11 protein-coding genes are annotated in these 13,479 nt (G+C 50.4%); all 11 read right to left on the bottom strand.

Annotation, left to right across the window (positions count from 1 at the left end):
* Nucleotides 1–41 precede the first annotated feature (41 nt).
* Nucleotides 42–1,154 carry a CapA family protein gene (locus NFH66_RS07740; RefSeq protein WP_349609612.1) on the bottom strand — a complete coding sequence of 371 codons (1,113 nt, stop codon included), beginning with the start codon at nt 1,152–1,154 and terminating at the stop codon, nt 42–44.
* Between the two features lie 12 nt (nt 1,155–1,166).
* On the bottom strand, nt 1,167–2,573 hold the full coding sequence (locus NFH66_RS07735) for a phenylacetate--CoA ligase family protein (RefSeq protein WP_349609611.1): 1,407 nt from the start codon (nt 2,571–2,573) through the stop codon (nt 1,167–1,169).
* A gap of 86 nt (nt 2,574–2,659) precedes the next feature.
* The gene (locus NFH66_RS07730) at nt 2,660–4,402 is read right to left on the bottom strand and encodes an asparagine synthetase B family protein (protein WP_502878644.1); all 1,743 of its coding nucleotides are present in this window, start codon (nt 4,400–4,402) and stop codon (nt 2,660–2,662) included.
* 56 nt (nt 4,403–4,458) lie between these two features.
* Nucleotides 4,459–5,583, bottom strand: coding sequence for a glycosyltransferase (locus tag NFH66_RS07725; RefSeq protein WP_349609607.1), 1,125 nt, complete (start codon nt 5,581–5,583; stop codon nt 4,459–4,461).
* Nucleotides 5,580–6,725 (bottom strand): glycosyltransferase family 1 protein, encoded by a 1,146-nt coding sequence (locus NFH66_RS07720; protein ID WP_349609606.1) that lies wholly within the window; start codon nt 6,723–6,725, stop codon nt 5,580–5,582. Before NFH66_RS07720 ends, NFH66_RS07725 begins: the two co-directional genes overlap by 4 nt.
* Before the next feature lie 573 nt (nt 6,726–7,298).
* Nucleotides 7,299–8,294 carry a glycosyltransferase family 52 gene (locus tag NFH66_RS07715; RefSeq protein ID WP_349609605.1) on the bottom strand — a complete coding sequence of 332 codons (996 nt, stop codon included), beginning with the start codon at nt 8,292–8,294 and terminating at the stop codon, nt 7,299–7,301.
* A complete protein-coding gene (gene pseI, locus NFH66_RS07710) occupies nt 8,266–9,330 on the bottom strand; it encodes a pseudaminic acid synthase (RefSeq protein ID WP_349609603.1) in 1,065 nt (354 codons plus the stop codon). Before pseI ends, NFH66_RS07715 begins: the two co-directional genes overlap by 29 nt.
* A 3-nt stretch (nt 9,331–9,333) precedes the next feature.
* On the bottom strand, nt 9,334–10,008 hold the full coding sequence (locus NFH66_RS07705; RefSeq protein WP_349609601.1) for a PIG-L deacetylase family protein: 675 nt from the start codon (nt 10,006–10,008) through the stop codon (nt 9,334–9,336).
* Entirely contained in the window at nt 10,005–10,691 is a 687-nt protein-coding gene (locus NFH66_RS07700; RefSeq protein WP_349609600.1) for a formyl transferase, read from the bottom strand. The genes NFH66_RS07705 and NFH66_RS07700 overlap by 4 nt, the downstream gene beginning before the upstream one ends.
* A gap of 3 nt (nt 10,692–10,694) precedes the next feature.
* Entirely contained in the window at nt 10,695–12,332 is a 1,638-nt protein-coding gene (gene pseG, locus NFH66_RS07695) for a UDP-2,4-diacetamido-2,4,6-trideoxy-beta-L-altropyranose hydrolase (RefSeq protein WP_349609599.1), read from the bottom strand.
* Entirely contained in the window at nt 12,325–13,476 is a 1,152-nt protein-coding gene (locus NFH66_RS07690; RefSeq protein ID WP_349609598.1) for a hypothetical protein, read from the bottom strand. Before NFH66_RS07690 ends, pseG begins: the two co-directional genes overlap by 8 nt.
* Nucleotides 13,477–13,479 lie beyond the last annotated feature (3 nt).

Below are 13,479 nucleotides of genomic sequence, written 5' to 3'. Positions count from 1 at the left end.
AGAAAAAAAACCAAGGCAAACATAATATATATAATTAAAACTCAGGCAACATTTCTTTGCTGAGCTATCTTACGAATTTTTGTGAAAATAATTCTATATCTAACCCTATTTATCAATCCTTTCAAGAAGGCCCCTATAAAATAATAATTTAAACGCGCCAAAAACCAGGAGACACTAAACCTAGGAGGATTTTGCGAGTCATTTTCAGATCCCTGAAAAGATGGTAAAAAATGCCGACTATGAGAATTTCCATTTTTAACTAATGATCTCGAAAGATTTAAAATTTCCCACCTTTCTTCTTCACCCATAACTAACAGTGCATTAGCTGAATCACCAACCGGAATGGTATCGTATGAATTGATTTCACTACTTTCTATATCAACGCTCAAAACAAAAGATTTCTGATTTTCCCTTGCATGCTTAACAATCAAATTCTTGATAGCCCGAGATCTATGTTCGTCGGTACAGAAATTCCCCAAGCTATAAGCAACCAATGACTTCCCTAGTTCTTCAACTCCCTGAATGACATGGGGATGATTACCATGGAGCAAGAAATCATAATCAATGGCCATTAATCTGGAAAAGGCAACATGATCCTTGCGAGGGTGATGTACATTTTCATCACCCCAATGCACGCTGGCTATAGGAAATGCATTATCACTACGAGATCGCTCAAGAAAACTCCTGAATGATTCATAGTTTAAAACATTAACACCTTTACTGTTCGCTTTGCTCGGATGAGCAGAAAGACAACAAAATCCACCCAGCAATATTCGTTCACGACCTTTTTCCAAAAGAATTTCACGGCCTTCGACACCAAAGTAGTCTATGCCTGCTTCTTGCAAGGCAGAGATGGTCGAAGCATATCCAGAATACCCAAAATCAAATATGTGATTATTAGCCAAGCTAACAGCATCAACGCCTAGGTATTTCAATATCTCTACATTTACCAAAGGAGACTTGATGTGAATTGCTTTACAAACAAATGATAAGTTTTTATCAGTTAAAGGAGACTCAAGGTTAGCAATAACCAAATCAAATCCTTTAAGAAAAACTTTGATGTCGTCAAACTGACGTAGAGCCTCAGGGTTATTTTTCAAATCATACTTTCCGGTTAGACAAATATCACCCAGAAGCGCAATTTTCAATGACATTCTTCTTCTCTCTCAAGTTTCAGGCAATTGAAATCGGCGCTCAACGCTTTTTAACTTTCCATTTTTCCCAGGGGGGATATCATCTACAATTTTAATACTAATAGATAGCTTGCTACCGAGGCGTTCCTTTAGATTATGAATCAACAATAATTTTTGGCTATCGTCAAACCCCTCTTCAGGCACCAAATAAACAGCCACTTCCTCAGGTGTGTACTGGACAATCTTGGATTTCTGAATACCTTCCACACCCTTGTAAGCAGGGTCTAGTCGCCCTACACTACCCTTTTCATGAGTAAACAAGATATCATCGTTGCGCCCAATAATACCTCTTATAATAGGATAAGGTGCACCACAATCACATTGGACAGGTTTCTTGTATAGCTGGACATAGTCACCTATACGGTATCTAATAAGAGGTGTTTTAAAATTCCTAAAACTAGTCACCACCAACTCGGCAACATCCGTTTCTGAATCCAACTCTTGGCGGTTAATAAACTCAAACACCCCAGTATCCAGCCAAAGGTGGTAATTCCCTTGGCTACACTCCACAATCCATGGGGCGCCCTCCGATGAAGCATACTGATTATACACCTTGCAGCCGAAGGCCTGTTCGATTGTCTTTCGTTGGTGTTCCATCAGCGTTTCCGCTGTTAGAGAAATGGCCGTTGGCTGAAAGGGAAGTCGAGTTTTTGTTCTCAGCAAATATCTTGCCAGTATGTATACGGCAGAAGGATAGCCGTCTATCAGGTCAGGTTTGAATGAACTAAGTTTTTCGACATAGAATGGAAGGTAATCTTTTTTCAGATGGTATGCAGACATGAAGAGTTGACAATCAGGCCAATTATGCGCCCAGAATGGCGATCTAGTAGTCGCCGGATCAACAATAATTCGACCGGAAAATCGAACCGAGTGAAACTTTTCTGGCAACCCCAGCCAATCGTGGTAACGTCGCCATTCTGCGTAGGTACCTTGACGCCCCTCTGCATCAAATACCACCTTCATGGGACTACCGCTGGTGCCACTAGTACTGACCGTGGTAAAAGCTTCCCGGGCAGGGTTGGCCGACATAACCTCTTCGGTCCGTGTTTTTAGCGTCGTTTTTTCAAGCAAAGGTAATCGCCCAAGGATATCCAATGGTGGCTCATTAGCGACCATATCGGCTGTTACACCATTTTGCTGAAACACAGCACTATACCAAGGCGAATACGTAATTGCCTCGTGCAGTAACTCCCGTAGCCTTTTAGAATGATAAGCTAGTACTGCTTCCGGCGTCGCCTGCATTAGCAGCGACAACTGTTGGTAATTTTTCCTATAAAAAGAGCCGTAGCGCTTTCGCTGCTCAAGCCAACCGTAGGCACTGATCATCAAGTTTTTGAGCCACGGGGGGGCTCTGAAAAGGAGTTTTTCTTTTATATCCATCATAAATCAACTATAAAGAGTATTACTCAACTCAAGTTATTAATGCCGCTTGCTTGGGAAGCCTTCCCACGATCACTGGTTCAGCATCAGGATATGCTATGGCCGGCGGCTGACACGGCCCCGCCGAGCACCAATGCAGGCCATAAATTTCTTTCGAATTCGAAAGTGCTCAATTCACCTTTCTGGAAGCGTTCAAAGCAAGTACTTCTATCGATCCCCAAATGCTCCGCAGAGAATTTCACCGAATCCCCAAGCAAAGCCACTGCATCTGAATTTAATAAGTGCTGAAGAGGCATGGAAAATCCGCTTTTCCTGCTTGGTCCTGTGTAACCTGGAAACAAGTCACGCAAACGAGACTTCACGGCACCCTTGAGAAAATCGACTTTACCGTGACGGCAAGATAAAAAGGCATTTGGGTGGTTCATCGCGAATCCTACAACGGAAAAATCGAGAAAAGGAGGCCTGACTTCCACCGAATGCGCCATCCCCGCAATGTTCTGGCGATACAATAATTCGTGCAGGTAATTGCAGAATAAATGCCTCAGCGAGGGATCCTCTACCCATCGATAATGTAGCGACCCATTGGCATGCATTGCGCGCTTTGCTGCGCCAGGGAGACACTGATCGAAATTTAAGCGACGGTTATCCACACTTTTCTGAACGTACTCTGAAAACGACGAGCTTACTAGCCGAGCCAGATTGCTGGGCAGTAGCCGGGAGTATCCACGAAACAGTTCATCGGCGCCTTCACCGCACAACAGGACCTTAATCCCCATTTCCCGAGCGGAACGAGCGATCTTTTTCACGGCAAAGAAATTTGGATGACTAAAAGCCGGGTCGATATTTCCGAAAGAACCCAGAATTTCCTCGGAAAAGGCCTGCGCATCAATAGGCACTTCAATTGGCTTTCTCAACCCGAGTTTTCGGGCATTTTCTATAGCAAAATCGGCCTCATCATGACCGGCGAGATTAGTGCGTGCAACAAAGGTGTTGATTCCTTTGTTTCCCTGATGTGCCAGCGTTGCGGCGATGAGGGTCGAATCGATGCCGCCGCTCAATTGCACACCAAGCGGAACATCCGCTTGGAACTGCCGGTAAATTGCCTCATCGAATGCGGTATCGAACCGATGATTGCCTTCGAGGTAGTCCAGAAAGTAATCTTCGAAACTGCTTCCGAGACAGACCACCTTGCCGTTGCGCAAGCCATATTTCCGGGTTTCGCCCGGACTGATGCAGGAAAGGCCGTCAACGTACCTGCCGTAGGAAAGTTGTCGGGAGGCCACGGCAGCGAGCAACTCGTCATAATTGATCGGCAGAGACCCGACAGCCTTCGCGATTGCCTGGATCTCCGAGGCAACCACTAGTCCGCCTGACCATTCATATACATAGACCGGGACCACACCCAGTGGATCACGGCTAATGCTGATAACTTCGTCCATCGGATCATAAGACACCATACCCCAGATCCCATCGGAGCCTTTTGGTGGCCCTATCCGAGCCGTGGCCTTGAGTTGCTCCCAAATCCACTGAGTATCGGAAGAGATACCGGCTTGGCGCAGGCTCTGTTCTGCCGTGGGGCCGTATATCTCGCCATTGAAAATCAGGCCGCCCTGGTCCGCACCGCTTTTTGGCTGATCACCGATTTCACCCAGTCCGACGATCTCAAGGCGAGTGTGTGCTAGGGAAATTGACCATCCAGGTTCTGTGCGCGACCTGAACGATACCGTGCCTTGCCCATCAGGTCCCCGATGCTCGAGTGCCTTCACCAGGCGATCGAGCATTTCGGCGCTATGATGTTCGGCTGTAAATACGAGTGCTATTCCGCACATACATGATTCTCATTTCTGGTGAACGGGCCTTTCATTCAGGCTAGATACGGTTTCCGTCAGCTCTGATGATACATGTCTATCAGCTGTTCGAGCTGCAAGGCGGTATCAAAGCCGGCAGTTCGGATGATTTCCACGTTTGAGCCCTTACGGTCTTGTTTCCGGTCGGCCAAGCCCATAAGGGCATCAGTCCAATGCTCGAGTGGTTCATCCAGGCTACAGGTTCTCACTAGGGGGGTCACCTGCACGTCATCTTGGATGACGTCCGCGGCCAGGCACGGTAAACCGTTGGCCTGAGCCTCCAGCAAGGAAATGCAGAAGCCCTCGTAGTGTGAAGGGAGAAAGAAAACATCCATCGCCGACAAGTAAGCGGCTACGTCGCTTTGCAGGCCGACAAAGCAGACCGCATCGGCCACGCCAAGCGCTTCGGTCAGCGATCTCATTTCAGCTTTGAGTGGACCCTCGCCGACCAGAAGCAGCCGGGTGTTCGGGCACTGGGCATGAAGCGATGCGAATACACGAATCAGCCAGTCGTGGTTTTTCTGGAATGTAAAACGGCCTGTATGCCCGATCACCAGATCACAGGAATCGATCCCCAGCCGTAGCCTGACGCGCGAACGATCGTCGGAATCAAAAGCAAACTGCGACGTACGAATGGTATTCCTAAACACTTTGAACGCTCGGCGTCCAAAAAAGAAGCGGCCTGCCGCATCCGAACAGGCCCAGAAATCGGTGGCGAGCGGCGCCGTGGCGGCAGAGATTGCCGGTGCGATCAATGCTTGTCGCGAACCCTGCAAACTATCGGTATGCGAATGAAGTATACGCTTGCGAATACCGCGCCTTCGGGCCGCCAGCAAGATCGGTAAGGCTCGGATTACAGTGTGGCAATGCACCGCCAAGTACTCCTCGCTGTAGGTATCCAGAATTCGACCTACTTCGCGCTGGTATCGAAACGGCGCATCCAAGAAGCGCCCCAACTGGAACACCCTGCCGCCCGCCGAGCGAATCTCCTCGAACTCGGGTAGCGCCTCTTGCGTATCGACTAGGAAATCAAACTGAAGCCGGCTATTGTCCATGCACCGTAACAGCCCCATCAGCAGCGATTCGATACCGCCGGAAAAAAAACCCGGGACGAATTGGAGGACCCGGGGCGTACAACCACGTTCAAGATTATTAGGAATCATGGTTTTCGCTGTTCGTCCGCCATGGCAAGATACATCTCCTGCAATTGTCGGGCGGTTGCTTTTATGTCAAATCCTTCCAAGCCCGGCGTTATAACATCACGGGCTAGGCTCCTCGCGCTTAGTTCATTAATAGTAGATGTCCATTCCTTGATATTACGGTTTCCGTCTAGCGGCAACCTGATCGCCAGGTCAGTTACCGCGGCCTCATCCGGCACTCCCGTAGAAAGCACGCATGGCAGCCCCGAGGCCTGCGCCTCAATTGCAACGATACCAAGGCCCTCGTCGACAGATGGAAAGGCCAGCACATCCATAGCAGAGTAATATCTTTCCGGCTTGGAGACTTCACCGGCGAACACCACGTGCTTGCTCAATCCCATTTCAGAAGCCAATATTGATACATTGTCTTTCTCTTCTCCCTCTCCCAGGAAGAATAGACAGGCAGTAGGATCGTAGCGTCTAAGCTCATCCAGAACGGGAAGGAGAAACCGCTGGTTCTTGTTCGGACGAAACGCCCCCACATGCCCAATCACAGTACGCTGACCGAGACCATACTCTTGACGAATTTCTTGCCGATCTTGAGCATTGAATGCGAAAGCATCCAAAGGAATGGCATTCTGAATAACTGAAAATTCAGCATCTCGCCCATACGCCCAACGACCGGCACGACTGGAACAAGCGAACTGCTTCGAAAAGCATTTTCTTCCGATCTTTTTTAGCAAATTCCAGAGCGGTTCTCTGAGTGCATTACCAGAAGATTGCGCATGAATATGCGCAATCTTAACAGGAACACCCGAACGAGCGGCAAGAGACAGAAAAATACCGTTGAAAGCATTCAGATGAGAGTGCACCACCTTAAATTCAGGATGATCGTAAAAAAACGACAAGGCATCACCTCGATAACCTGGAAAGCGTGCCGGATTATAACTGAAATCGATATTAAATATTTGTCCACCTAACGACCGAATTTCATCGTCATAGGCACCTTCCCCTGGCCGATGAGCAAGAAAATCGAATTGAACACGATCATGCTCAATTTCGCGGTAAACTCGCATCAAAAACGTCTCTATACCTCCAAGGTCCATTCGATTAACCGCGTGGAGAACACGCAATGGCTCGACACCTGGTTTTGGTTCGCTAATCATTTTGCAGCTTCGACTCAAATGTTTTCCAGCAGGAGATAGGCCGACCAAGAAGTTTCTCCAATTGGCAGTTCGGCTCGATAAAATACTCACTCAACAAGGAAATGACCTTAGATTCATCCATGTTTCCAAGTCGTTCCTAGTGTGTCGTCCCAGAAATAATTGAACTGATGCGTTTGATATTTTCGAGGATGCAGCCGGCGGTAGCTGTCCAGATAAACAGCGTAGTGTTCTCGTTGATTGGTGAAGTGTTCGATCTTGTTCACGAGGTCCTTGACTTTGGAAAGTGAGCCGCGGCGGATACCCCCTCTGTGATGGTATCGAACCAAATTCGCCTTATTCACGACGTCGACACCTGCCACAATCCTGCTTTCGGGGCTCGATCACGCACCCTATCGGCTAGCTGCCTAGGCTTCACGGTCATCCATAGCAAAGCAAGACCCGCTTCCAGCTGGTGACAAATCTTGACCAAGTGCGGGTTGGCAACCCACTAGGCTCCGAAAACAGTACCCTCGGCTGCTCATAACCGATTTCCAAGTGGCTAGGCTTCTATTTGCGTACAAATAAGTCTGGTTACTATCTATCACTGAGATTTACAATCTCACAACCGGCTTCCTGTGCGAGCTTTATCAAAAAGGTATACCGTTGTGAACCAGTCGGAACCAAAACTATTCTATGATATGCACACGATGCCAAATTGAACATCACGCTGCTCAAAAATCCCACAAGAACAATCTGCTGACCTCCGGCATCGTTAAGAATTGCTTCTTCGGCAATCCTTCCTTTCTTTTCAAGAAACGGTGCGTCAAGATTCAGTGGTTTATCTTCCCGCGGGTGGCGGACATAGACATCAACACCTATCTCTCTAGCATAGGCTTCAAGATTTTCTATTTGGATATGGTTCAAAGTTTCTCTAAACGGAGCCCCGATAAAAAATACTTTTTTATTACCTTGCGACCTTTCTCGCGAAAAAGACTCCCAGCCAGGGACCGATCGCAACCGAGTCCTATCCACAATATTTTCCAAAGCTGGATGAATCGTGTAATGCCTCACGATATTCATCCTCGTATCTTGTATAGTCTTGGCACCGAAAGCTCGAAGATAAAAACGCTCTCTCCAGTTATGCACATCACGAAAGTATAGACCAGCCTGATTATAGTTTGCTGTGCCATCATCGAAAGTCACGATTTCACCGGCTTGACGGCGATTAGCAATAGCATTAATGGCATAGGAGTCAACGCTAGCCAAAAGAGTAGCACCGTAACTCTTTCGATAAACGAAAGCCCATGATGCCAAGGAAAAGCGTACATGATTCAGGATGTCAACGACTTGCCTCGGCACATGAATGTATTTTGCATTTCGAGACTTTTCAGCTAAACGCTGGTAATAGACTTGATCCTCTCTGGAGTCATTTTGCGTAAAATAAAGTAGATCGAAAGATGTCACCTCTTCCGCTTTGAGTACCTTTTCTACAAGCCAAGCTTGAAAAGGCGTCCTAACAAGAACGAGAGATTTCTTTTGTCTTGTAGCTAATGCGTGCACCTCACGAATTCTCCAGCGAATGAACGACATCACCCCGGACAGGGCTTGCGGCTTTCACGTCCTGATTAAGTGAGTGGCCTAGAACTTTATTCAAATGCTTGGGCGCAATCCCATACCCCGGCCTCACACTCCTCACCGCATCCTCGGTAATGACATCCCCAGCCTTGAGGTCCTTCACAAAATAAAGCGAGCGCCGGAACTGCACATTGCCCTGTTCGCTGGATTTTCTTCCGTAATCGATTTTGCCCAGCGCCTGCCAGGCGGTCTTCGCATCGCAGCAAAGGGCAGCGAGTTCCTTCGGCTCCAGGGAGAAGCTGTCGTCGGGGCCGCCGCCGTTACGATCCAGGGTAAAGTGCTTTTCAATCAGGCTGGCGCCAAGCGCTACGCTGGTGACGGCGGTGGTGTTGTCGATGGTATGGTCGGAAAGGCCAGTGACCAGGCCGAAGCGCTCGACCATGTCGGGGATGGTACGAAGATTGTAGTCCTCCGGCGGGGCTGGGTAGCCGCTGACGCAGTGGAGGATGGCGAGCTGTTCACAACCGGCGCCAAGAGCGGCGTCGATGGCCTCCTGTATCTCCTCGGCGTCAGCCATGCCGGTGGAGATGATCATCGGCTTGCCGGTCCTGGCCACGTACTCGATCAGCGGCAGGTCCACCGCTTCGAAGGAGGCGATCTTGTAGGCCGGGGCGCCGAGCTCTTCGAGCAGGTCCACCGCGGTGGTATCGAAGGGGGAGCTGAAGATGGTAATACCCAGCTTGCGGGCATGCTCGAAGAGCGGCTGGTGCCACTCCCAAGGGGTATGGGCCTCTTCGTAGAGCTCATAGAGCGTGCGGCCATCCCACAGGCCCCCATGGATCTGGAAGTCCTCGCTATCACAATCAAGCGTCATGGTATCCGGGCGATAAGTCTGAAGCTTCACGGCATCAGCGCCTGCCTTAGCAGCCTCTTGAATGATGCGCATAGCCGTTTCCAGGCTGCCATTATGGTTAGCAGAAAGCTCGGCGATAATATAAGGCGCATGCCCAGGCCCGATAATTCGACCTGCGATATCAATATGTGTTTTCATAATTTAAATATCCCCGCTAATCATTCGAACTACTGAAAAAGCCTCAGCTGCACTACATCCGACCGTTGCCCCCCGCCAACGCGCTAGGGCTTCGACACTACTTGCCGAACGCGGATGCGGCGCTGGTCGCATTTCCTCGCGATAGGCATCTAGCGCTCGAAGTTTCTTGTCCAGTTGCGAGCTAATATCTACATAATAGTTCGGCACGAAGGCCGGGGCCGAAAAAGCCCATTCGGTCGATGAGGCGACCTCGAACCCAAGAATCGTCTTCACCGGATGTTTCGGCTGAGGACGACAAGCTGTCAGAACCGCTTGGTGACACACACGATGATCTATATTTAAGTCGTGCGCATGATGAGTCAAGATAACAGAGGGGCATAGATCAGCAATTACAGGCTCAATCGACTGCACGATGTCTAGAAGAGGTATGCTGTCTAGCCGATTATCAGGAAAATTTCGCTGCGTGATCTCTTTCACGCCTAAAATCTTGCCTGCATTGCGCGATGCTTCCATGCGCCGCTCGATGGCGGAGTTGCTATCAGTATTGCGTGCTCCAACACCGTTGGTAAGAAACACCACGCTAACTTCCGCACCCTGATCGACTTGGGCCGCGATAGAACCACCACACCCGAGCACCTCATCGTCGGAATGCGCGGCGATGACCAATATTCTCTTCATGAAAGGTCCTCTGCAATCGGTTTCTCGAATCGCACACGAGCTTCGACGGTATCGCCGATCAATTGGGCATCTGTAAATATCGCCCGCCAAGAACCGTGACGCAGAAAAGCATGTGGATAGCCCGGTGCGTCGAGCATACGAATATGATCATAAAGCACCTCAGGGCTCGAGTTTATTGGGAGTTCGCTCTGCGACGGGTTGCGACGAGAAAAAATGGTCGATTCACCCTTTTGCGGAACCGGTTCGGGCTCAGTGGCGACAATCTCGGCCATCATCTGCACACTCAGTTCAGAAGCACGGCAGAAAATTTCTTCAGCGCTGCCTTCAAGGCTAAGAGGACGTTTCATATAAATCGGACCCGCATCGATTTCAGAAGTCATCCTAAGAGCTGTTAGTTGCGTCGATGTGTGACCTCGCACGATCAGGTTCTGCAATGGGCTCCCTCCGCGCCCATAGGGCACGTCAGTCATATGAAAGCATACGCACTCGTACTCACAAAGAATTTCTTCGGGCACGATGAAAGACCAATGCGGGAAAAAAATAAACCGAGGTTTGAGGCGCTGAGCCGTGCTAGCGAGGTCTTCAGGTGTGACGCAAATGCTCCAACGGCCGGGCAGCGATCTCCGCACCTGCAAAAAAGCATCCAGCACCCAAGAACGGTTGGTACAAATCAGATATTCCATGCTTTAAGTTGCTCCTTTCGGAACATTGACATCTACTCGGGGAAAAGTGGATCTTTCCATTTCGAGCGATTTAAAACTTCCATTTATTGAGATCTGCTTAAACCCTGCCCGAGTAAAGATCTTCAATGAAGCTGTGTTTTCGATATGCACCTGCGCAAGAATAAGATTTAAGCCTTTTTCAAAAGCAAAATTGCAAGCCGCTCTTAAAATTGGTGCGCCAAGTCCTTGCCCACGAAGGTCCGGATTAAGGTAAATACTTACCTCAGCGGTGCCTTTGGTCTCCAAGCACCTATCGAATCGGACATGTGCTGCTGGTTTTCGCCCGATTTCAACTATAAGCAAATCACGTTCGGGTGATGCGAGCGCTGACTCGAACCAAGCAAGATGATCGGAAAATTTCGTTTTTTCCTGGCTCAGGTAGAACGCTGTCGAAACACCATCGTTTCGCCAGCGCCAGACGTTTTCGGCATCGTCAGAAAGTGCCGGGCGCACAGTGATACCTTTAGATATAAGTGCTTGCACTACCCGTGGTACCCCATCACCGTCACAAAGCTCGGAAGCAGCATCAGACATAGTTTTTAGTCGTGAACGTTCAACTGCTTTGGCAACCGCATTGTCAATACTACGCACGAAACAGGAAGTGTGCAGCCCGCTGGGGGCGATACCAGCTCCAGCCTTTACCACCGCTGCCACAATGCCGGCTTGGTTATCGGCAATCTCGACAATGATTGAGGGCACGCCCAGGCAGCAGCGCTCCCAGGAGGTGCTGCCAGCCGCGCCGATGGCAAGGTCCGCCTCGGCCATGCGCCGGGCCATATCGCTGACGTTAACCACCACCTCGGTGGGGCAGGGCATCGCCGCGGCCTGGGCCGCCACCGACTCCCGCCAGGGGGCGGAAGCCCCCATCACCACGCTGATCTGGAGGTCAGCCGGCAGGTCGCAGGTGATCAGGGCGTCCAGCACCTGGCCGGTGACGTTGTCCTTGTCCACGCCACCGAGGTTGATCAACAGACGCCGCAGCCCGGGCTCGCGGGCACGCCGGCTGAGGCTGGCCTCGCGCCACTCGCGGAACTCGGGGCGCAACAACGCATAGCGGGGCCCTGCCAGCACCTGGCAGCCCTCGGGCACCAAGCCACGATAGTCCTCCACCTGCCGGCCGAGGTTCTGGTCCAGCAGCAGATCAGCAATATGGTGACGGTCCGCCAGGTCATCGATCACCAGCAGGCGAGGCCTTGAGCCGGAAAGCCCGTCGAGTACCGCCCTTTCCCAGCGATGATCCAGGGCGTAATGGTCCACCACCAGCCAGGCCGGGGCCAGCTCGGCCAGGAGCGGCAGACAGGCTGCGGCGTCTTCGTCCCAGCTCGCGCCCAGCCAGTGGGCATGATCAAGCTTAGGCTCGGTGACAGACGTGACGGCTGTGTTAGTGTCGCGCGCTTCCTGCGGTAGCCGATGGACCGGGTAGCCACGGGCCTCGATCAGTTCACACAGGTGCCCAGGGTGCTCCCGGCAGAGGAAGTGGCACTGGGCACCCTGAGCCTGCAGAGCATCGGCGAGGGTCAGGCAGCGCATAACATGACCGCTGCCGATCTCCAGCGAGGCGTCGGCGCGGAAGGCGATAGTCACTCTGACGCGATCAATCATCTTCAGCTGAATGTTTCGCAGGCTCATTAAGATTGAAAATAGACACTTCGATGTTACCGTTCTTCAGTGTCTCACGACCGCTCACCGTGACCCGCACGGCTTGACTGAAAGCCTCTAGCACTTCGTCAAAGATGTCAGAGGAGAAGGCACACACATGGTCTTTGTCGTCTGAAGTTTGACGCAGTGTGAACGTCAAGTTATCACGGTCCATCTCTGACACCATGCCTTCCAAGGTGCTAATTTTCTCCTCTCGTCCCCTTACTTTCTGCAACACCTTCTTGACTCGCTGAGAGTCTTCACGCTTCAAAGAGTATTTTCTTCCTGTTGCATTAACAATTCTTCCACTAACCTCAAACTCCGAAACCACCCCTGATAGCGGTGGCACCAATTTCTCAATCGCTTCCAGCAAGGTGATATCAAGCGATTCCAGCTGATCTTCCGAAGCCGCTGCGGTAATCACTTTTTCCAATGCCGCACCAAGGGGAGCCAGCTCATCTTCTTCATCTTCCCACAGAGAACTAGCCTTACCCGCAGTTTCTTCAGGCTCGCCAAAAGCGATCTCAAAGCTGCGGTAAGCAAACCGTTGTGCTGGCAGGTCATAAAGACGCTTTAAGGACTTTCTCACTCTGCCTTGTCGAGTAGGCTCGTCGGTGACATATAGCGCTGCTTTTCGCAGCGCTGTGCTTGCACCATCAACCACTTGTCTGATCACACTGGCTGGCACTGCGCCTTCTGCCAGTCCATCACCAATAGCACGAAGTGAAAACGTTGGTTGTAGATGCGGCCACAGCATCACACCTGGCTGTGGCAACACATCCTTGGGTAACGCCAGCAAGTCTGAGCGCCAAGCGGCTTGGGGTGAGTAATTTAAATTGGTATCTACCACCCAAAGTAGCGGCTGATCTAAAGCCTCCCTCACCGTCAGCAGTCCTTTTTTTAGGTTGCCAAGCATCGCTTGACTTGCCGGCACCACCAAATGCCTCAAATGCAGTTCATCTTCATCCACTAGCATGAACAACATGGAACAAAAAGAGGTGCTAGCATAGAACAACCGCGGGCCATCAAACTCTATTAGCACTTTTTCAATTTCAAAACCATCAAAAAAGGTCGTTTCTACCGGTGCACCGCCTACTTGCCAGTCCATCGC

Source organism: Halomonas sp. H10-9-1, from assembly GCF_040147005.1.
Classification (GTDB): domain Bacteria; phylum Pseudomonadota; class Gammaproteobacteria; order Pseudomonadales; family Halomonadaceae; genus Halomonas.
The sequence above is the reverse complement of the archived record's forward strand: the minus strand, read 5'-3'. Positions and strand labels throughout refer to the sequence as shown.

What these genes read in the sequence shown, in the direction of transcription:
- NFH66_RS07735 (WP_349609611.1), bottom strand. Translation starts at nt 2,573, where the DNA reads ATGGATATAAAAGAAAAACTCCTTTTCAGAGCCCCCCCGTGGCTCAAA.
- NFH66_RS07725 (WP_349609607.1), bottom strand. Translation starts at nt 5,583, where the DNA reads ATGATTCCTAATAATCTTGAACGTGGTTGTACGCCCCGGGTCCTCCAA.
- NFH66_RS07705 (WP_349609601.1), bottom strand. Translation starts at nt 10,008, where the DNA reads ATGAAGAGAATATTGGTCATCGCCGCGCATTCCGACGATGAGGTGCTC.
- NFH66_RS07720 (WP_349609606.1), bottom strand. Translation starts at nt 6,725, where the DNA reads ATGATTAGCGAACCAAAACCAGGTGTCGAGCCATTGCGTGTTCTCCAC.
- NFH66_RS07740 (WP_349609612.1), bottom strand. Translation starts at nt 1,154, where the DNA reads ATGTCATTGAAAATTGCGCTTCTGGGTGATATTTGTCTAACCGGAAAG.
- NFH66_RS07690 (WP_349609598.1), bottom strand. Translation starts at nt 13,476, where the DNA reads ATGGACTGGCAAGTAGGCGGTGCACCGGTAGAAACGACCTTTTTTGAT.
- NFH66_RS07715 (WP_349609605.1), bottom strand. Translation starts at nt 8,294, where the DNA reads ATGTCGTTCATTCGCTGGAGAATTCGTGAGGTGCACGCATTAGCTACA.
- NFH66_RS07730 (WP_502878644.1), bottom strand. Translation starts at nt 4,402, where the DNA reads ATGTGCGGAATAGCACTCGTATTTACAGCCGAACATCATAGCGCCGAA.
- pseG (WP_349609599.1), bottom strand. Translation starts at nt 12,332, where the DNA reads ATGATTGATCGCGTCAGAGTGACTATCGCCTTCCGCGCCGACGCCTCG.
- pseI (WP_349609603.1), bottom strand. Translation starts at nt 9,330, where the DNA reads ATGAAAACACATATTGATATCGCAGGTCGAATTATCGGGCCTGGGCAT.
- NFH66_RS07700 (WP_349609600.1), bottom strand. Translation starts at nt 10,691, where the DNA reads ATGGAATATCTGATTTGTACCAACCGTTCTTGGGTGCTGGATGCTTTT.